Source organism: Collinsella sp. SGI.241 (assembly GCF_050312955.1).
Lineage (GTDB): Bacteria > Actinomycetota > Coriobacteriia > Coriobacteriales > Coriobacteriaceae > Collinsella.
The window spans coordinates 135,917-154,642 of sequence record NZ_JBNPKM010000004.1 but is presented as its reverse complement, the minus strand read 5'-3'; the positions used below and the strand labels follow the sequence as shown (position 1 = coordinate 154,642).

At 61.5% G+C, this 18,726-nt stretch carries 18 protein-coding genes; 7 read left to right on the top strand and 11 right to left on the bottom strand.

Features of this window, described 5'->3' with window-relative positions; all coding sequences use genetic code 11:
- Positions 1-22: 22 nt before the first annotated feature.
- The 3 genes from ACQQ92_RS03165 to ACQQ92_RS03155 all read right to left on the bottom strand — a co-directional run bounded on the left by ACQQ92_RS03165 (position 23) and on the right by ACQQ92_RS03155 (position 1,969).
- The gene (locus tag ACQQ92_RS03165; RefSeq protein ID WP_427795772.1) at positions 23-658 is read right to left on the bottom strand and encodes a histidine phosphatase family protein; all 636 of its coding nucleotides are present in this window, start codon (positions 656-658) and stop codon (positions 23-25) included.
- Between the two features lie 17 nt (positions 659-675).
- Positions 676-1,218: a histidine phosphatase family protein gene (locus tag ACQQ92_RS03160; RefSeq protein WP_427747436.1), complete on the bottom strand. Its 543-nt coding sequence runs from the start codon at positions 1,216-1,218 to the stop codon at positions 676-678.
- Positions 1,219-1,297: 79 nt separating this feature from the next.
- Positions 1,298-1,969 (bottom strand): nitroreductase family protein, encoded by a 672-nt coding sequence (locus tag ACQQ92_RS03155; protein ID WP_427795771.1) that lies wholly within the window; start codon positions 1,967-1,969, stop codon positions 1,298-1,300.
- Between the two features lie 233 nt (positions 1,970-2,202).
- Here ACQQ92_RS03155 and ACQQ92_RS03150 point away from each other — a divergent pair, with 233 nt between their 5' ends.
- Positions 2,203-2,805 (top strand): HdeD family acid-resistance protein, encoded by a 603-nt coding sequence (locus ACQQ92_RS03150; protein ID WP_427795770.1) that lies wholly within the window; start codon positions 2,203-2,205, stop codon positions 2,803-2,805.
- On the top strand, positions 2,806-3,288 hold the full coding sequence (locus ACQQ92_RS03145) for a YaiI/YqxD family protein (protein WP_154515742.1): 483 nt from the start codon (positions 2,806-2,808) through the stop codon (positions 3,286-3,288). It abuts the gene before it with no gap.
- Positions 3,289-3,420: 132 nt separating this feature from the next.
- Here the strand turns inward: ACQQ92_RS03145 and ACQQ92_RS03140 are convergent, their stop codons facing one another.
- A complete protein-coding gene (locus ACQQ92_RS03140; RefSeq protein ID WP_427795769.1) occupies positions 3,421-4,503 on the bottom strand; it encodes a putative manganese transporter in 1,083 nt (360 codons plus the stop codon).
- A gap of 171 nt (positions 4,504-4,674) precedes the next feature.
- On the opposite strand from ACQQ92_RS03140, the gene ACQQ92_RS03135 reads away from it, so the two are divergent.
- The 5 genes from ACQQ92_RS03135 (at position 4,675) to ACQQ92_RS03115 (ending at position 10,384) form a co-directional block, all read left to right on the top strand.
- The gene (locus tag ACQQ92_RS03135; protein ID WP_427794608.1) at positions 4,675-5,643 is read left to right on the top strand and encodes a 3'-5' exonuclease; all 969 of its coding nucleotides are present in this window, start codon (positions 4,675-4,677) and stop codon (positions 5,641-5,643) included.
- 428 nt (positions 5,644-6,071) lie between these two features.
- Positions 6,072-7,271, top strand: a complete 1,200-nt coding sequence (locus tag ACQQ92_RS03130) for a hypothetical protein (protein WP_427795768.1) — start codon at positions 6,072-6,074, stop codon at positions 7,269-7,271.
- Between the two features lie 410 nt (positions 7,272-7,681).
- A complete protein-coding gene (locus ACQQ92_RS03125; RefSeq protein ID WP_117794534.1) occupies positions 7,682-8,050 on the top strand; it encodes an ArsR/SmtB family transcription factor in 369 nt (122 codons plus the stop codon).
- Between the two features lie 63 nt (positions 8,051-8,113).
- Complete coding sequence (locus ACQQ92_RS03120; protein ID WP_195363207.1) at positions 8,114-8,332, top strand: cation transporter; 219 nt, start codon at positions 8,114-8,116, stop codon at positions 8,330-8,332.
- Between the two features lie 99 nt (positions 8,333-8,431).
- Positions 8,432-10,384, top strand: coding sequence for a heavy metal translocating P-type ATPase (locus ACQQ92_RS03115; protein ID WP_427795767.1), 1,953 nt, complete (start codon positions 8,432-8,434; stop codon positions 10,382-10,384).
- 98 nt (positions 10,385-10,482) lie between these two features.
- Here ACQQ92_RS03115 and ACQQ92_RS03110 read toward each other — a convergent pair whose 3' ends face one another.
- The 7 genes from ACQQ92_RS03110 to ACQQ92_RS03080 form a co-directional block, all read right to left on the bottom strand.
- On the bottom strand, positions 10,483-11,253 hold the full coding sequence (locus ACQQ92_RS03110) for a Cof-type HAD-IIB family hydrolase (protein ID WP_427795766.1): 771 nt from the start codon (positions 11,251-11,253) through the stop codon (positions 10,483-10,485).
- A gap of 6 nt (positions 11,254-11,259) precedes the next feature.
- Positions 11,260-13,119 carry an ABC-F family ATP-binding cassette domain-containing protein gene (locus tag ACQQ92_RS03105; RefSeq protein ID WP_427795765.1) on the bottom strand — a complete coding sequence of 620 codons (1,860 nt, stop codon included), beginning with the start codon at positions 13,117-13,119 and terminating at the stop codon, positions 11,260-11,262.
- A 205-nt stretch (positions 13,120-13,324) separates the two neighbouring features.
- Positions 13,325-14,197, bottom strand: coding sequence for a phosphate ABC transporter ATP-binding protein PstB (gene pstB / locus ACQQ92_RS03100; protein WP_427795764.1), 873 nt, complete (start codon positions 14,195-14,197; stop codon positions 13,325-13,327).
- The gene (pstA, locus tag ACQQ92_RS03095) at positions 14,194-15,120 is read right to left on the bottom strand and encodes a phosphate ABC transporter permease PstA (protein ID WP_427795763.1); all 927 of its coding nucleotides are present in this window, start codon (positions 15,118-15,120) and stop codon (positions 14,194-14,196) included. Before pstA ends, pstB begins: the two co-directional genes overlap by 4 nt.
- A complete protein-coding gene (gene pstC, locus ACQQ92_RS03090) occupies positions 15,113-16,021 on the bottom strand; it encodes a phosphate ABC transporter permease subunit PstC (protein ID WP_427795762.1) in 909 nt (302 codons plus the stop codon). Before pstC ends, pstA begins: the two co-directional genes overlap by 8 nt.
- Positions 16,022-16,045: 24 nt before the next feature.
- Positions 16,046-16,999, bottom strand: coding sequence for a phosphate ABC transporter substrate-binding protein (locus ACQQ92_RS03085; RefSeq protein WP_229770638.1), 954 nt, complete (start codon positions 16,997-16,999; stop codon positions 16,046-16,048).
- Positions 17,000-17,274: 275 nt separating this feature from the next.
- Positions 17,275-18,711: a M20 family metallopeptidase gene (locus tag ACQQ92_RS03080; protein ID WP_427719569.1), complete on the bottom strand. Its 1,437-nt coding sequence runs from the start codon at positions 18,709-18,711 to the stop codon at positions 17,275-17,277.
- Between the last annotated feature and the right edge of the window lie 15 nt (positions 18,712-18,726).

Below are 18,726 nucleotides of genomic sequence, written 5' to 3'. Positions count from 1 at the left end.
GATCCGAATCGCCGCGCCCGCGCTACCCGCGCTGCGGAGCTGCCGCCGCCACGAGCGGCTCTAGCTCCAGCTCACGCGCATAATCTTCCTGCGTAAAGACTTCGACCGGTTCAAACGTATCGGTTGCATCGTCAAACGCAAAATGCAGAACCGAGCAGTTGCCCGGCACGCGCTCGCGCTCGTCGGCCGCCGCCCCCCTAGAGTGGTCCAAAAACTCCTTGATGGCCGAGGCATGGCTCACCGCGAGCACGCACGAATGGTCCGGGCGTCGCATAAGATCGGTCAACGTCGTCACCATGCGCTCACGTACCTGCATCTGGCCCTCACCGCCAAACTGACGATAAAAGTCACGCCACGGACGCTCGGGCATCAGCATCACGCGCTCGGCCTCAAAGTCGCCAAAGAACCACTCGCGCAGGCCATCCAGACGCTCGTAGACAAGGCCCGGCCACAGGTTGGCGATAGTCTGCTCGGTGCGGTGCAGCGTCGAGGTGTAGGCATGATCGGGCTCAACGCCACGCGCACGCAAGAACATACCGGCACGCGCCGCCTGCTCGCAGCCCAACTGCGTGAGCGGCGAATCGCTCCACCCCTGAATAATGCGTTTAAGGTTGAATATCGTCTGTCCATGACGGACCAGATACAGATCTTTGTTCATAGGGGTCCTTTCGTTCGTTACCAATCAAGGAGCGAAAACGCCCCGTCGCAATAGCCAAAATGAAGCACGGCACCGTTGTCGGGCTGCTCTCCCCCGCCGGTCACGCATCTAAGAAACTCCTGGCAGGCAGAGCCATGAGAGACCGCAAGCACACGATCGTGCTGCGGTCGGGCCATAATACGGGACAGCGCCGCGACCATGCGCGCCCGAAGCTCGCCTTCCGACTCGCCACCAAAGGCCACCGGATAATCGCCCCAGGGCTGCGGCGGCATATCGCGATTTGATGTGCCCTCCAGCGTGCCCAGGCGCCACTCGCGCAAATCATCGACCGGCTCTATGGGAAGATCCTCGCCAACGATCAGCTCGGCCGTGTGGCGCGCCCGACCCAACGGAGACGAATACGCGTGGTCAAAGGAGATGCCGCGCGCCTCAAACGCCGCGCGCGTCGCCAGTGCCTGCTCGCGCCCGCGCTCCGTGAGCGGCGAGTCTTGCCAGCCCTGCAAAATGTTCTGCACGTTAAGCTCGGTCTGCCCATGCCGAACCAAATACAGATCGGACACACGCCCTCCCCTCGCACCACCACAAAGGGTCAGGCACCTTTGTGGTGGTTTGCCGCAGGATCGCGCCGCAACGACGCAACTACACCAGCACGTCGGCAAGCGGACGCTTGGGCACGTGATGCACCTGCGCCTCGTCGCGCCAGTAATTAATAGTACCGTCGGGGTTGGAATCGATCGCGTCGATAACCTGGGTCTCGGCCGGCACGCCAAAGGCCATGATCAGCTTGAGCTCGTACTTGTCGCCGTCGAGCCCCATCGCATCGATCGCGCGGGGCGTAAAGGCCTTGAACATGCAAGCCGCCACCTCGGGCGTTGCGCTGCGCGCGGCGAGCATCATCGTCTGAGCCGCGATGCCCGTGTCGACCTCGGTGATAGGCGCGGCGGGCTTGCCGGGAACGGTGCGCTCGGCAAGAATTGCAATGTAGCCGGTCGGACACTCGCCCTCGGCAGGACCCGGCCAGTCCTTGAGCGCCCCGGCCCATGCAAGCTCGTCAAACACGCGAGCGCAGTCCTCGGCACCGCTCACCACATGAAAACGCAAGCGCTGAGCATTGGCGCCACAGGGAGCCAGGTGCGCCAGCTCTGCCAGCTCGAGCAAAAACTCGCGCGGCACGCGCATGGACTCGTCAAAACGGCGGCATGTGCGGGCGCGGCGGACCAGCGCATCAAACGCATCCAAGCCAAGCTTTTCGCAACCTTGCTTTGCCATCGACTCGGCGCTCGACGGCGCCGCGGGAACTGCTTCGTTCATAGGGACCCCCAAAAAGCCAATTGTTCTTAGGAAAATCTAACCTAAAACGCAGGCAATAACGAACAGAGCTGCAATGTTCTACACCTGTTGAATAGAAAATCGCAACGTGGGGAAAAACGGGAACAAATCGGGGCTTTTGAGTTGCGTTTCGCCCTCCCCGGCCCATACGCCAGCTCCTTTAGGCGATACTGGTTGTAACGATCACGGCTTACGCCGCACGGAAAGGAGGCCTCATGGGCATCTTTAAGAATGACGACCAACAATCGAGTCTGTTTGGATTTGACGAGAAAAGCATGGCAGGCAAGGCGATTAAAGCCGTGCGCTGGATCTACGCCGCCACGGGCGTCATCGCGCTCATCGCCGGCATCGCGCTGCTGTTTGCACCCACTAAGACCCTCGTCTTTTTGACGACCGTACTGGGCTTCTACTTTGTGATCACGGCTGGCGTCAGGCTGTTCACCGCCATTTTTGAGCCGCTGCTGCCCGCCGGCTGGCGCGTCACGAGCATCCTCGCCAACCTGCTCATCATCTTGGGCGGCGTGGTGATCCTGCGCAACCAGGCGCTTTCGACCGCGACGCTCAGCACGCTTGTGGTGGTCGTGGCCGGCTTTGGCTGGATTGTCGAGGGCATCATGTCGATTCTGGAGTCCGAGCTTTCTTCCAACCGCGCCCTCGCCATCCTGAGCGGCGCGCTCTCCATCATCGCCGGCGTGTTCGTGTTCATCTATCCGCTGTGGTCGGCAAAGATGCTCGTCATCTTTACCGGCGCTGCGCTCCTGGTGTTTGGCGTGACGCTGGTTATTCGCGCTATCCGCTTTGGCAAGCTGGTGCACTAGATGCCGCGAACGCTGTTTATTGATGCCGACGCCTGCCCGGTCACGCGTGAGTCGATCGACTGCGCGCGACGGGCGGGTGTTGCCGTGGTTGTCGCCGGCAACAGCACGCAAAACCTGGAGCGGCACATTCGCCGTGACGACCCACGCGATGCCGAGCACGCGCGACGTGGCTTTTGGGTCACAACGCTCGACGTGAGCGTAGGCGCCGATAGCGCCGACTTTGCCATTATCGAGCGTCTGCAGGCAGGCGATGTGGTCGTGACACAGGACATTGGCCTGGCGAGCATGGTGCTCGGTCGCGATGCCGCCGCCATCGGCGTGCGCGGGCGCGTGTACGACAAAGCCACCATCGATATGCAGCTGTTTATTCGTCACGAAGAAAAGAAGGTGCGCCGCGCCGGCGGTCGCACCCGTGGACCGGCAGCCTTCACCAGCGAAGACCGCGCCCGCTTTAAGCGCAACCTCACCGACCTGCTGCGCTAACCAAGGTAGATTTTTGGGACATGCCTAAAAATCTACCTTTTTGTTTTGGCGATTGGCGCGCATCCGACGCCGGTCATGGCGGTAGATGTTTGAGGCATGCCCCAGTTTTTACGGGATACCTCAAACATCTACTTAGAGGCCAAAGGCGGAAAGGATAAGACCCCAGCCGGCGCCGATGACGTACATCATGACCAGGAACACGGCGTTTTCGCGGGCGCTGCGGTTGGTGCGGAACAGTACCAGGTAACCCACGCCGGCAGAAATGAGTGTACCGGCGAGCATCGGTGCCAGCTGCAGCGCGCCTTCCAGATACAGCTGCGTAATGACCACGCTCGCCGAGCAGTTGGGAATGAGGCCGACAAGCGCCGAACCCAGGACAGCGAGCGTCTCGTTGCCGCGCAGGAACTGCTCGATCGCGGACTCGCCGAAGGTCTCGAGCACGGCGACCAGAATCAGCGTCACCAGGAAAATGAATACCGAAACCTGTACGGTGTGCGAAATCGCGCTGCGGATAATCGACAGGACGGGCGCGCCTTTGTGTGAGTGGGAGTGACCGTGGTGGTGTTCGTGCTCGCCCTCGTGTCCGTGGTCGTGGCCATGTCCGTGGTCGCGGTCGGCCTCGTCTTCATCACAACCGCAATGGTCGCGCTCGCACAGCTCATGGATGTGGTCGGCGCTCACGCCCGCCTCGGCCACCTCGTCGATGATGTCTCCGCCGGTATGGTCGTCGTGCGCGCAGTTAACGTGCGCCGGATTGGCAGCGGTTCCCAACACGGTACGGCGGATCGCCGCATGAGCACGGGCGTTGCGACGCAGACCGCGAATGGCGGCATCCACGATAAAGCCCGTGACCAGCGCGATCAGCGCCTTCGAAGCCAAAAGCATCGCCATAGTCTGCACGGGAACCTGCTCGGCAAGCAGCAGTGGCAACATCTCGTCGGAGGTCGAGAGAAACACCGCCACCAGGGTGCCCAACGTCACGACGCGACCGGCGTACAGCGTTGCCGCCATCGCCGAAAAGCCACACTGCGGCACCATGCCCAGCAACGAGCCAACCACGGGGCCAGCGGCGCCGGCACGCTTGATGGCGCCGTTGACGCGATCGCCCGCCACATGCTCCAGCGTCTCGAGGGCCAGATATGTCACCAACAAGAACGGCACCAGCGAGAGCGTGTCCTTGCCGGCGTCGAGCAAAATATCAATCAGCAAATCCATGACGGATGGAACCTTTCGTGTCTTTCGGCAGCATTGTAAAAGTCCTAGCGGTCAACTAGGGTATTGTAGTTGTCCTAGGCGTGATGCCAATAGTTGCCTGTGGTAAACTATCATCTCGCCACATCTCAATGACCCCGAGCCGCACGACGCGGCCCATCCAAGGAGCAGTATATGAACGTTTCGCAAGCACTCGAATACGAGCGCCAGCCGTTTATCCCCATGTTCATCTATGGCGATCACGCCGCCATGGAGTCCGAGCGTCAAAAAGGCGAAGAGGCCCTCAAGGTGCTCGAGACCGAGTACTTTACCGCCGAGGGCGACCCTGGCTTCGACTTTGCCACCGTGCGCGACCTGGCCGACCGCAACCGCGACCTATGCGACCAGATTGGCGAGGCGCGCCTGCGCAACGTGACGCCCGCGACGCTTTCGCGCGGCCTGTCCGACGCCGATACCTGCGCCGGCATCGGCAAGATGCAAAAGCGCACCGCCGCGTCCGTCATGCGCGAGATCCGCGGCGACCGCGACGCGCTCGGCGTGGCGTACGCCCGCAAGCCCATCCAGGGCACGGTGCTCGGCATCGACATCGAGACCACCGGCCGCGCACCCGAGCGCGGCTACATCATCAACGTGGGCTGGGAGATTATGGAGCTCACCAGCGACGCCGTCCCGCACGACGCCGAGGCACACTATTGCGGCCTGCCCGATATCTACCGCGGCGAAGATGTGCCGCTGTCGAATATCCATCACATCACCTGGGACGACATAGACGGCAAAATGCCCTTCCGCGAGAACAAGGAGCTGCAAAAGCAGCTGCTCAAGCTCATGAAGAAATACCCGTACATGGCGCACAACGCCGCCTTTGAGGACAGCTGGTTCAAGATCCATCTGGACGGCTATGCCGAGGCGCGCCGAGCCGGCAAGATTATCGTCATCGACTCGCGCCAGATCTGCCGCAGCCTGGACGCCGACGTGCGCTCGCTCCCCCGCGAATCCGCACCCGCCGCGCTCGAGAACTGGGCACGCCGTCGCGGCACCCTCGCGCCCGACGCCAACGAGCAGCACCTGGGCCTCGACGACACCGACCTCATGCTCCGCACGGTGCAGGCCGAGTTCAACCTCAAGAACCTGTTTGCCAAGTAGATTGCCAAGCAGAGGCGCCATTCGCGAGCAATACTTGCCGGACCATAGCGCCCCGCGCAAAAGCGACACGCCGAGGCGCCCCTCTCAAGCGACGCAATACGGGCCGATGTCCAAGCGGATATCGGCCCGTTTTCGCGCCGTACAACATGGCCCTCCAGCCCCCGATGTCTAGCCGCCGCATAACCAAGAACTTCATCTGCGCATGTTCAAGCCAAATTGCACATTTTTGTTGACGCCGCCTTTGCATCAAAACGATGCTGACCAGCATCAGTTGTGGAGGTCTGCGTAGCCAGCGAGCTGCGACAATGCTCCAAATAGCATCTTTCTCCATCATTGGCGTCAAGCGCTTGGACAGCTTTTGTTATGCCGCGACATTTTACCTTGGCGTTCATTGCGAACCCCGCTGCCTGGTCTGCCATGCTATCTGTATGAGTATCGTGCTTTCACATAACACGGCAAAAGCGGTCTACCAAGCCGCATACTCGGTATCCGCAATTGGCACCGAGCCCTGCAGCCCTGCCAAGATCTACGGGGCGCGCCCCAGCAAGGAGCTGCTCGACTCTGCCGCCGACTGGCTCGCCAGGCACAACGTCGCTCTGGATAACGATGCCCCGCTCGATACAACGGTGTTCGAGCGCGCAAACGTGCGCAGCATGACGGGCTGCAAGTGCCACGTATCATCCAAGCGGTTCGCGGGCTCGCGCTTTATCAAGCTTGCCGACGACATCTATATTGTCGGCGTCGAACTCTGTGCGCTTCAGGCCGCAACCTATCTTCCCTTTCGAGAACTTGTGGAGTACTACTTCGAACTGTGTGGAGCCTATTCCCTTGGGCACGATGCCTCGACATCCTATACCGAGCGCTTCGCGCTCACCTCGACTTCGAGCCTTAAACATTTCTTTAACTCCCTCATCGACTGCAAGGGCCTCGAACTTGCCCGAAAAGCCATCCAATGCGTGCGGGACGGATGCCGATCGCCGATGGAAACGGCGTTTGTCATGATGCTCACGCTACCCAGGCGCGAGGGCGGTCTTGGCATTAGCGAGATAGAGACCGACTACGAAGTAAAGGTCACAGCTGCCGCAAAGAATCTCACGCGGCGCGAAAAGTTCTATATGGATGCATATCTCAAGCGGTCCCGAACCGACATCGAATACAACGGATTTCAGCACGATGCCGAAGAAGACCGCGCCATTGACGAAGAGCGCAAGAACGCGCTGGCGTCCATGGGCTACGGAATCATTACCGTCAGTCGCTATTCCTTTATGCACGCCAGCGCCTTCGCCAGGGTTATGGAGGCAATCCAGCGAAAGGAGGGCATTCGCCCATCGCGCCTGCCCAAAGATTTCACAATCAAGCAAGAAGAGCTGCGACAATTTGTGCTCAGGAGATTTATCGAGGAAAAGAAGCGTATTGAGGAGCTCCTCCGTCAAGACGCAGCGCAGGGTAATGCACTTGAGCTCGAGCGCGCAGTGCTCGAGGGCATCTCGCTGGACGACCCGACGATCAACAATGTCCCGGCCATCGACGACATGCAAGTCATCGAGCTAGATTGCCCGGAGTTCGCCCAAACAAGCACCTCCACACCCGAAGGCAGGGTGTACGGGGCCAGAACAGAGGCGGACTGACAGGGTGGGTACCCCGGCGACGTGCAAAAACGGGAGTTTTCAGCAGAGCCGAGTATCCGAGGGCGGCCGAATTGCCCCATTTTGCACCGAAGCCGCTGTTTTCGATGTAAGTTAGGCAACAGCTGGGGAATATCTATTGCCATTTGCACTCCAGTAAAGCCCTGTGGCGGCAAACGACGCCGTATCATGCAATAAATAACCCCTCGTCGATGCTGAAAACTCCCGTTTTTGCACGTCGCTAGGGTACCCACGTTGGCATCGGCGGCCTTAACCGCGTCCACAATGCCCTTAGCCGCCTCTGGGGCCAATCGACAGCAAAAAATTTCGCAAATTATATTGACATATGAACATGCGCTCATATACTCGGAAGTAAGTTATATGAGCACATGTTCATATGAAAGGATATTGCAATGAGCGAACACGCCGATGAAATAAGGACCGACATCGACACCACCATCGTGCCCGACATCCCCACCACTTGCTCGCCCGAGGACCTTCCCGACGAGGAGCTGCTGTACGACCTTGCCGACTTGTTCAAGGTTTTCAGCGACACCACGCGTATCAAGATCCTCTACGCTCTCATGGGCCGCGAACTCTGCGTGGCCGACATCGCCGAAGCGACCGCAACCTCGCAGTCCGCGGTGTCGCACCAGCTGCGCACGCTCAAACAGTCGCACCTGGTTAAATTCCGGCGCGACGGGCGCAATATCCTCTACTCGCTCGCCGACGATCATGTCTACACCATGCTCAACCAAGGCATGAGCCACATCTGCGAATAGCGACCAACCACGGTACCAGCGCGGTCTGCACCCAAGCCGCAAATACAGGGAAAGGAACCCATCATGAAAAAGCAGTTTAAGCTCGACGAGATCGACTGCGCCAACTGCGCGCGTAAGCTTCAGGACGAACTCGCCAAGCTCGAGGGCGTCAAGTCCGTTTCGGTCAACTTTATGACTCAGAAGCTGACGCTCGAAGCCGACGACGCTGAGTTCGACGAGGTCCTTGATCGCGTCGTGGAGTTCACCGCCGACGCCGAGCCGGACTGCGAGATCATTCTCTAGCCTGCGCATACGCTGATACGCAAGGCCGCGCTTGTCGCGGTCTTTGTCGCGATGTTATATGAGCGGGTGTTCATACATTCAAATGGGAGGATACGAGTCATGGCCACCGCCGACCCCAAGAAGAAAAAGAAGAAGCGCAAGAAAAAAGAGTCACTCGAGCATAAACGCAACCGCATCCTGGTAGCGCTGGGTATTTTTGTCGTGGTGTACGCCCTCGATGAGCTCGGCGCCCTCACCGCCGCATTCGGCACCCCAGGCAACATCTACGCCAGCTTTGTGCTGTTCCTCGTGCCGTTTTTGATTGCCGGCTACGACGTGCTCCAAAAGGCATTCAGCAACATCCGCCGCGGCAAGGCATTCGACGAGAGCTTCCTCATGGCCGTCGCGACCATCGGCGCGTTTGCGATGGTGCTCTTCCCCGATACCGACCCGCACATGGCCGAAGGCGCCGCCGTTATGCTGTTCTACCAGGTCGGCGAGCTGTTCCAGGCCTACGCCGTGGGCAAGAGCCGCAAATCGATCAGCGCCATGATGGACATCGCGCCCGATTACGCCAACGTTGAGCAAGCTGACGGCACGCTCGAGCAGGTCTTTCCCGATGACATCGCCGTCGGCACCGTCATTGTCATCAAGCCCGGCGAGCGCGTGCCCATCGACGGCGTTATCGTCGAGGGTGTAACCCAGCTCGACACCGCCGCCCTCACCGGCGAGTCGGTCCCCCGTACCGCCAAGACCGGCGACGATATCATCAGCGGCTGCATCAACATGACGGGTCTTATCCGCGTGCGCACCACCAAACCCTTTGGCGAGTCCACCGTCGCGCGCGTCCTGGAGCTCGTGGAAAACGCCAGCGAGAAGAAAGCACGCACCGAAAACTTCATCACACGGTTCGCCCGCGTCTACACGCCCGCCGTCACCGGCGCGGCAGCGGTGCTCGCGCTCGGCGGCGGCCTGGTGACCGGTGCTTGGTCCGATTGGATCCTGCGCGGCCTGACCTTCCTCGTCGTCAGCTGCCCGTGCGCACTCGTAATTAGCGTGCCGCTGAGCTTCTTTGGCGGCATCGGCGGCGCGTCCAAGCTGGGAGTTCTCATCAAGGGCTCCAACTACCTCGAGGCGCTCGCCGATGTGGATACCGTCGTCTTCGACAAAACCGGCACGCTCACCAACGGCACGTTCTCGGTCGTCGCGGTGCACCCTGAGGGCGGCTATACCGAGCAATCGCTGCTTGAAGTCGCAGCCCTCGCCGAGTCGTTCTCCGACCACCCCATCGCGCAGTCGGTGCGCGCCGCCTTCCAGGGCCAACTCGACCCCAAGCGTGTATGTGACTCCACCAACGACGCGGGCCATGGCGTGACGGCGAACATCGACGGCAAGCACGTCGTCGTCGGCAACGCCAAGATGCTCGCCGCGTCCGGCGTTGAAACACCGGACTGTGAGGTCGTCGGCACTATCCTCCATGTGCTGGTCGATGACGTCTATGCCGGTCACATCGTAATTGCCGACACCGTCAAAGCCGATGCCGAGCAAACGATTCGCGAGCTGCACGCCGCCGGCGTCAAGCGCACCGTCATGCTCACGGGAGACCGCGAGGAAGTGGCCGCCGCCGTGGCCAATCAGCTGGGAGTCGATGAGTTCCACGCGCAGCTTCTGCCAGGAGACAAGGTCGAGCGCGTCGAGGCATTGCTGGCGACCGAATCGGGCAAGGGCAAGCTCGCCTTTGTGGGCGACGGTATCAACGATGCGCCCGTGCTCACCCGTGCCGATGTGGGCATTGCCATGGGCGCCATGGGCTCCGACGCCGCAATCGAGGCAGCGGACGTTGTGCTGATGGACGACAAGCCGTCCAACATTTCCCGCGCGATCCGCGTGGCTCGCAAGACCATGACGATTGTTTGGCAGAACATCATCTTTGCACTGGGCATTAAGTTGCTGATTCTGGTGCTCGCGGCGCTCGGCATCGCCAACATGTGGCTCGCCGTGTTCGGCGACGTGGGCGTGGCGATCATCGCCATCCTGAACGCCATGCGCGCGATGAGTGTCAAGAACCTGTAGCATGCGTGGCTGTCCGGCCGGGCGACGCGGCACACAACGCGCAAGGGGCGCCCCCAACTGCCGGCAGAAAAGGAACGTCCCCAAGTGCCGAGCCGCAGCTATAGCAGCCCAAAGTGCTTTGCGGCGTTGTAAATTCCGTCGTCGTCCACGGCGGTCGTCACGTAGCTCGCCGCAGCCTTTACCGTGTCTTGCGCGTTGCCCATGGCCACGCTCGTACCCACGGAGGCAAACATCGACAGGTCGTTCTCGCCGTCGCCAAAGGCGATCGCCTCGCTCGCGTCGATACCCAGGCGCTCCAGCGTCGCCGCTACGCCCAGGTCCTTGCCGCCGTCTGCCGGAATAATATCGCAGAACAGGTCGCACCAGCGCGTGGTGAGCGAATGCGACACGGCATCGGTCACGATAGGCTCGTCGGCAGGATCCACAAAGGCGCAAAACTGGTAAACCGGCGCATCGAAGGCGTGCTCAAACGGCTCCTCGTGGTAGACGATTCCCGCGTTGTTACCGGCCGTCACCACGCGTTCGGACAGGCGGTTCACAAACGAGTTCTCGCCCTGCATGCACAGTGAGTCATAGCGCCCCTCGGCCACCTGGTCCACAATCACCGCAACGTCGTCCGGATCAATCGGGCAGCTGCGGTAGACGCCCTCGGCATCAAAACAGTGCTGGCCCGAAAGCGTAATGTACGCATCCCAGCCCAAGTCGAACAGCCAATCCGGCATCTGGTAGGTCGGACGGCCCGTGGCGATCACGCACGCAATCCCCTGCTCGTGAAAGCTGTCGAGCACTTGCTGCGCCGACGCCGGAATCCGGTGCGTCTTAAAGCTCAGTAGCGTGCCGTCGATATCGAAAAACGCGGCTTTGATCATCCTCGTCTACTCCTCGCCCTCGAGCTTCTCGCTCGCCTCGAGCCACGCCATCTCCAGCTCGTCCATAGCGGCGTGAGCCTCGTCGATCTTTGCCTGCTGCTCGCCCAGCGCCGTGTAGTTGGTGGGATCGACCTGCGCCATCGCGGCCTCGGCCTCCTCCACGCGAGCGCGCTGCGTCTCCATCTTGCGCTCGAGCGAGCTCACCTCGCGGCGGAGCTTCTGGCGCTCGGCATTGGAAAGGCCATTGGGCTGACCGCTCGCCTTGGGCTTTTCGGCTGCAGCTGCCGCGGCACCGGTGTCAAACGTGCCGGTCTTGGCGCTCGTCGCACCCACGGGCTCGCCCTCGGCGGTGGCATTGCACAGGCGCAGGTACTGGTCGACTCCGCCGGGCATGTGCGTCAGGTGACCGTCGAGCAGCGCCCACTGCTGGTCGGTCACGCGCTCCATCAAAAAGCGGTCATGCGTTACCAGAATCAACGTGCCGGGCCAACCATCGAGCAGGTCCTCGACAATCGCCAGCATGTCGGTATCCAGGTCGTTGCCGGGCTCGTCCAGGATGAGCACATTGGGCTCATCCAGAATCGTCAGCAGCAGCGACAGGCGACGGCGCTGTCCGCCCGAAAGATCGCCGATACGACTCCAGAGCTGCTGCGTCGTAAAGCCCAGACGCTCGCAGAGCTTCTCGGGCGAGGTCTCCTTGCCATCGATAACGTAGTACTTCTTGTAGTTGCTGAGCACCTCGCGGATCGTGTCGCCCATGTAGGGCTCGAGCTCCTCGAGCTGCTGCGACAGCACGCCAAAGCGCACCGTCTGGCCAATCTTCACGCGGCCGCGCAGGGGCGCGATCTTGCCCTGAATCACATCGAGCAGTGTGGACTTGCCGGCGCCGTTCTCGCCCAAAAGACCATAGCGGTCGCCCGCACCAATGAGCCAGGTCACGTCGGAGAGCACCTGCTTGGGCGCGCCGTCGGTATCGGCATAGCCGGCGTCCACGTCGACCACGTCGATAACCTGCTTGCCCAGGCGACTCACCGCCAGGCGCTTGAGCTCCAGCTCGTCGCGCACGGGCGGTACGTCGGCAATGAGCTCGCGGGCGGCATCCACGCGAAACTTGGGCTTGGTGGAGCGCGCCTGTGCGCCGCGGCTCAGCCACGCGAGCTCCTTGCGCGCCATGTTGCGACGGCGCTCCTCGGTAACGGCGGCCATGCGGTCGCGCTCTACGCGCTGAAGGATATATGCGGAGTAGCCGCCCTCGAAGGGGTCGACCTGGCCGTCGTGGACCTCCCACATGCTGGTGCAGACCTCGTCCAAGAACCAACGGTCGTGCGTGACCACGAGCATGGCGCCCTGGCCGCGCTGCCAGCGGGCCTTTAAGTGGCGCGCGAGCCAGTTGATGGTGCGCATGTCCAGATGGTTGGTGGGCTCGTCGAGCATGAGCACATCGTAGTCGCCGATCAGCAGGCGCGCGAGGTCCACGCGGCGGCGCTGACCGCCCGAAAGCTCGCCCACCGTGCCCTCCCAGGGCACATCGCTAATAAGGCCGGCCAGGATCTGGCGCGTACGCGGGCTCGACGCCCATTCGTACTCGGGCGTGTCGCCGACGACGGCATGATGCACGGTGTCGGTATCGACCAGGTTGTCCTTTTGGCCGAGCAAACCAATCGTCGTGTCGCGTCGATGCGTCACGCGGCCGTCGTCGGGCTCCAGCGTACCGGCGAGCACACTCAGCAGCGTCGACTTGCCGTCGCCGTTTTTACCGACGATGCCAATGCGGTCACCCTCGTCCACGCCAAGCGTCACGCTATCGAAAATATGCTTGGTGGGAAACTCTAGGCTGACGGAATCGCATCCCAAAAGAATCGCCATATGCCCTGCTCCTTCGTAGAAATTCAACGTTGTCCATGATAGCAGCGAGCCCCACCCCAAACCACCACGAAGGTGCCTGTCCCCTTTGTGGTGGTCGTTTCGGTCGCAGAGCAAAAAGGCGGGCCATCTCCCGCAAGAGATGACCCGCCTCTCCAATCAGTCCCGCGGCAACCATGGCCGCCGCGGGCCTCAAGCATGTCCCGGACTAGGAGAACATGCCGGTGAGGTAATCATTCAGCCGCTTATCCTTGGGCCGTTGGAAAATCTCGTCGGTCTCGTCGTACTCGACCATATCGCCCATGTAGAAAAACGCCGTGCGGTTGGACACGCGCGACGCCTGCTCCATGTTGTGCGTCACGATGACGATGGCGCGGTCGGCAACAATCGATGACATCAGGTCCTCGATTGCCAGCGTCGAGATGGGGTCGAGCGCCGAGCAGGGCTCGTCAAACAGAATCACATCGGGATTGAGCGCCAGCGTGCGCGCAATGCACAGGCGTTGCTGCTGGCCGCCCGAAAGCGCGTAGGCGCTCTTGTCGAGCTTGTCCTTGACCTCGTCCCACAGCGCCGCGCCGCGCAGGCTTTCCTCGACCATGCGATCGAGCTCGTCGCGGTCAGTAATGCCGTGGCGTTTGGGCGCAAACGTGATGTTGTCGCGAATGGACTTGCGAAAGGGGTTGGGCTGCTGGAACACCATGCCAATGGAGCGACGCAGCTCGTAGGTGTTCTCGGTCTTGGTGTTCACGTTGCGCCCGCGGTAGTTGATCTCGCCCTCCACGCGGCAGCCGCGAATCTCGCGATTCATAAGGTTGAGGCTGCGCAAAAAGGTCGACTTACCGCAGCCCGAAGGCCCGATGAGCGCCGTGATCTCGCCCTTGTGAAAGTCGAGCGACGTATCGTGCAGCGCATGGTGGTCGCCATAGTACACGTTGACGTCCTTGGTGGAAAGCACGACCTCGTCGCTCACGGCTTTGCCGCTTACGCGCACGCGCTTCTCGCTCTCCCCCACGCTCGACAAAAAGTCCTGGGTCTCGGACGCGGGCGCCTCGGTTGCGGGCGTTGCATTTATCTCGCTCATTCGGCCGTCATCCTCCTTGCCAGTTGCTTGCCCACGATACGGGCGACTACGTTAAACAGCAGCACGCAGATCATCAGCAGTGCCGCGGTGCCCCAAACAATCTGCTGGGCCTCGGGGCTGCCCTCGCCATAGATCTTGTAGATGTGCACGGCGAGCGACTCACCGGGGCGGAACACGTTCCAGGCACAGGTGGGGCTCGACAGGTTAAAGCTCAAGAAGTTCAGACGCACCGGCGAGCTCATGCCCGAGGTAAAGAGCAGTGCTGCGGCCTCGCCAAACACACGGCCGGCCGAAAGCACGATACCGGTCACGATGGCGGGCATGGCCTCGGGGATCAGGATGTGCAGCGTGGCCTCCCAGCGGGTGAGGCCCATAGCCAGGCACGCATCGCGCTGGGCCTGCGGCACGTCCTCGAGCGCCTGCTGAATCACGCGCACCAGGATGGGGATGTTGAACATGGTGAGAGCGACGGCGCCGGAGATGATGGAGTACTTCCAGCCCAGCTGCACCGAGAACACCAGAAAGCCGAACATGCCGACGACGATGGAAGGCAGCGAGGACAGCGTCTCGATGGCGGTGGAGGCGATGTCACGGATGGGGCCGTCCGGCGCGTACTCAACCAGGAAAACCGCGCCGCCCAAGCTGATGGGCACCGAGATACCTAGGGTGATCAACAGCAGATAGAACGAGTCGAACAGCTGGTAGAGCACGCCGCCCTGGGTTCCGTTGGCGCGCGCGGGCTGCGTGAGAAAGCCCGGCTGGAACAGCGTCGAGATGCCCTCGAACAGGATATAGGCCACCATGGAGACGACGATGAGCATGACGATGGCGACGATTGCCGTCAGCACGCCCGTGGCGATGCGGTCCTGCTTTTGGACGCGCCTGAGTCTCGCCTCGTCGATATGAATGCGCGTGCTAGCCACGAGCCTTCGCCCCCTTGCGGCCGATAAGGTGGATGATCAGGATAAAGATGAGGCTCATGCCCATCAGCAGCAGACCGAGTGCCCACAGGACGTCGTCTTGGGCCGAGCCCTCGGCATAGACCGCCATGGACGTGGTGAGCGTGGTGGTGATGGTGGAGGCCGGCGACAGCAGCGACGTCGGCATGGCCTCGATACCGCCGATAACCATGCGCACGGCGAGCGTCTCGCCAAAGGCGCGGGTCATGCCAAGGATGACCGCGGTCATGAGCGACGGCATGGCGGATTTGAGTACCACGTGCCAGATGGTCTGCCAGCGGGTGTAGCCCAGCGCGAGCGAACCCTGACGGTAGCTATCGGGCACGGCACGCAGGCCATCGACCGAAAGGGTGGTCATCGTCGGCAAGATCATGACGGCCAGCACAATGGCGCCGGGCAAGATGCCCAGGCCCGTGCTCACGTGGAAAACGCTCTTCATAAGACCGACGACCACGTGAAAGCCGACCAGACCAAAGACGACCGAGGGAATGCCGGTCAAAAGCTCAATAAGCGGCTGAAACACCTTGGAGCCAAACTTAGGGCTAATCTCGACCGCAAAGATAGCAGAGCCGATGGCGATGGGCAGCGCGATAAGCGTGGAGAGCACCATGACCGCAAACGAGGTGACGATCAGGGGCAGGGCGCCGGTATAGGGCAGGCCGTTTTTGGCCGTGTTGGCCAGGTCCCACTTGGTGCCGGTAAAGAACTCGACGACCGAAACGCCGTCCTTGAGAAAAGCCGAGAGGCCCTTTTGGGCGACCATAAAGATGAGCGCGGCAACGACAAGCGTCACGAGCGCTACGCACGCGCCCGTGACGCCCAGGCCCACGTTCTCAAGGTCGCGCTTTGGCAGCTGTTTTGCCATTGCAAACCTTTCCGGGGCGATTACTTATTTAGCGGAGACCTTGCCGCTGGCGTCCTTGACGACCTTCATGGCAGAGACAGGGATAAAGCCCTGTTCCTCGACGAGTTTGCCCTGGACGTCGTCGGAAAGCATGAACTCCAAGAAGGCCTTGGTGGCATCGTCGGCGTCCTTTGCGCAGTACATGTGCTCGGTCGCCCAGATCTTAAAGGAGTCGTCGGTGACGTTTGCGCTCTTGGGCTCCACGCCCTCGACCTTGATGGCGTTGAACTTGGAGTCGTCGAAGTGCGAGAAGTCGAGGTAGGAGATGGCGTTGTCGGTGCTGGCCATCTGAGTCTGGACGTCGCCGGACTTGTCGAGCTCGGCGTCGCCCTTAAAGTCGACGGCCTCGTCACCAAAGACGGCGGCCTCGAAGGTGGCGCGGGTGCCGGAGCCGGCCTTGCGGTTGAGAACGACGATGGTGGCGTCGTCGCCGCCGACCTCCTTCCAGTTGGTGATCTGGCCGGAGAAGATGCCCTTGAGCTGCTCGAGGGATAAGTCGTCGACCTTCACGTTCTTGGAGACGACGGGACCCATGCCCACGACGGCGACCTCGTGGTCGACGAGGTTCTTGACCTGGTCGGCCTCGAGCTTGGTCTCGGCGAAGACGTCGGAATTACCGATGGTGACGGTACCGGCGGCAACGGCGGTCAGGCCCTTGCCCGAACCGTTGCCCGAGCCAGAGACGGAGACGTCCGGGTTGGCGTCCATGAACTTCTCGGCAGCGGCCTCGACGAGAGCCTGGAACGAGGAGGCGCCGTCGTAGGTCACCTCGCCGGAGACGGACTCGGCAGCGGCGCTGCCCTTGTCGGCGGCGTTGGAAGCGCCTGCGCCGCCGCAGCCAACGAGGCCGAGGCCCACGAAGCTGGCAAGACCACCAGCGAGGCCGAGGAACTGACGACGAGAATAAGCCTGATCGAGCATAATCTTCCTTTCATACATGCGACTCGCGGGCACCCTGCCCGCTTTGCTGTTTGGAAAGATACGGCCTCGATCGGGCGGTGCCCGCGCCAACTGCGGATTCTTACGGGCATTTGATAGACCCTTACCGCGAGCGCGACTCGGCTTTACAAACGAATAACAAACCCGCCCCCAAGCATGGCCCGCCTTTTACACCAATAAAAACAAAGTTGCGGTGAAATAGTTCCTGCTTGGCCATCAAATGGCCCATTCTAGGAACTATTCCATCGCAACTTAGATTAGGAAACCGCGTAACCTTAAAGCTCTAATTCATTCAAACGGAGGATCGCAACAATATAGATCTTGAGCGCCTGCTTGAGCTGTTCCTCGTTGGCGCACTCGTTGGGGCCGTGCATCTGGCCGCCCCATGCGGGCAGCTCCAGGCCGGTTTCCTCGGGGCCAAACGACACGGCGCGGGCAAAGTTGCGCGCGTACGTGCCGCCGCCCATGGCAAAGGGCTCGGCATGCTTGCCCGTAAACTCGTTATAGGTATCAATAAGCGCCTTCACGGCCGGATCGTCGGCGGACACCGAGAACGGTACCTTTGCACGACCCACACGGCACGTCACGCCAAAGCGGCCCACGAGCGGCTCGAGCTGCTCGCAGATGGTATCGGCGCTCGTGCTGTCGGGGAAACGTACGTCGATGACCTGCTCAATATGGCCATCCATCACACGGATAACACCGGGGTTGCACGTGAGCGGGCCAAACGCCGGGCTCGTCGCGTCGATACCCAGGCCGTGGCCATAGGCATCCGCATGTACAAAGGTCAGAAACTTGACAAACTCGTGCTCGGCGGGCGTCAGCAGGCGCTCGTCGCGTGCACCAAACGCGTCCTCGGCCTCGCGCAGATACGCCACGATGAGGCCGACGGCATTGATCGTTCCCTCGGGCATCGAAGCGTGACCGCCAATACCGTGGGCGAAAATCTGCGCATGTCCGTTATCGAGCGCCGTGATCTCCAGGCGGTCGGCGTTCTCAACGGGCGCCGGCAGCTCATCGGCGGCAATCGCGAGCTCGCAGATAGACTGCGACGGAATGGCGTTGCTCGCCTCGGCACCGCTCCACGATACGATGCGCCCGCCGTCGATCTTGGAGCTCACAAACGTCGCCCCAAACTGGCCCTTCTCGGCATTGCAGACCGGGAACTCGGCATCGGGCGTAAACAAAAAGTCGGGGTCTGCGTGGTTCTCCAGATAATGGTGAACGTCGGACATGCCCACTTCCTCATCGCAGCCCAGCAGCGCGCGGAAGGTATAGCGCGGCACAATGCCGTGCTTGATCAGGTAGGCACCGGCGTAGAGCGACAACACGGCCGGGCCCTTGTCGTCGATCACGCCACGACCGAGCAGCCAGCCCTCGCGGCGCTCCATCGCAAACGGGTCGGTGTTCCAACCGGGACCGGCGGGCACCACATCCACATGGCAGATGGTCGCAAGCTGCTTATCGCCGCGGCCGGGAATGTCGGCGATGCCCACATAGCCCTCGTCGTCGCTCGTCTGGTAGCCGAGCTTTTGCGCAATGCCGAGCGCACAATCGAGCGCATCACGGACCGGGCGGCCAAACGGCGCACCGGGCTCCGCATGGGCAGCAACGGCCACGGACGGATAGCTCACCAGCTGCTCGATATCGGCAACGACATCTTCCCAGATCTCGTCGACATACTCGGTAACGCTCTGCTCCACCTGATTCATGGACGACCTCCTTAC

Bases quoted from the DNA above. Each gene is read 5' to 3' on its own strand.
- ACQQ92_RS03150 (WP_427795770.1), top strand. From the start codon at position 2,203: ATGGGCATCTTTAAGAATGACGACCAACAATCGAGTCTGTTTGGATTT.
- ACQQ92_RS03155 (WP_427795771.1), bottom strand. From the start codon at position 1,969: ATGAACGAAGCAGTTCCCGCGGCGCCGTCGAGCGCCGAGTCGATGGCA.
- pstB (WP_427795764.1), bottom strand. From the start codon at position 14,197: ATGAGCGAGATAAATGCAACGCCCGCAACCGAGGCGCCCGCGTCCGAG.
- pstC (WP_427795762.1), bottom strand. From the start codon at position 16,021: ATGGCAAAACAGCTGCCAAAGCGCGACCTTGAGAACGTGGGCCTGGGC.
- ACQQ92_RS03145 (WP_154515742.1), top strand. From the start codon at position 2,806: ATGCCGCGAACGCTGTTTATTGATGCCGACGCCTGCCCGGTCACGCGT.
- ACQQ92_RS03105 (WP_427795765.1), bottom strand. From the start codon at position 13,119: ATGGCGATTCTTTTGGGATGCGATTCCGTCAGCCTAGAGTTTCCCACC.
- ACQQ92_RS03165 (WP_427795772.1), bottom strand. From the start codon at position 658: ATGAACAAAGATCTGTATCTGGTCCGTCATGGACAGACGATATTCAAC.
- ACQQ92_RS03125 (WP_117794534.1), top strand. From the start codon at position 7,682: ATGAGCGAACACGCCGATGAAATAAGGACCGACATCGACACCACCATC.
- ACQQ92_RS03085 (WP_229770638.1), bottom strand. From the start codon at position 16,999: ATGTATGAAAGGAAGATTATGCTCGATCAGGCTTATTCTCGTCGTCAG.
- ACQQ92_RS03135 (WP_427794608.1), top strand. From the start codon at position 4,675: ATGAACGTTTCGCAAGCACTCGAATACGAGCGCCAGCCGTTTATCCCC.
- ACQQ92_RS03115 (WP_427795767.1), top strand. From the start codon at position 8,432: ATGGCCACCGCCGACCCCAAGAAGAAAAAGAAGAAGCGCAAGAAAAAA.
- ACQQ92_RS03120 (WP_195363207.1), top strand. From the start codon at position 8,114: ATGAAAAAGCAGTTTAAGCTCGACGAGATCGACTGCGCCAACTGCGCG.
- ACQQ92_RS03110 (WP_427795766.1), bottom strand. From the start codon at position 11,253: ATGATCAAAGCCGCGTTTTTCGATATCGACGGCACGCTACTGAGCTTT.
- ACQQ92_RS03130 (WP_427795768.1), top strand. From the start codon at position 6,072: ATGAGTATCGTGCTTTCACATAACACGGCAAAAGCGGTCTACCAAGCC.
- ACQQ92_RS03140 (WP_427795769.1), bottom strand. From the start codon at position 4,503: ATGGATTTGCTGATTGATATTTTGCTCGACGCCGGCAAGGACACGCTC.
- ACQQ92_RS03080 (WP_427719569.1), bottom strand. From the start codon at position 18,711: ATGAATCAGGTGGAGCAGAGCGTTACCGAGTATGTCGACGAGATCTGG.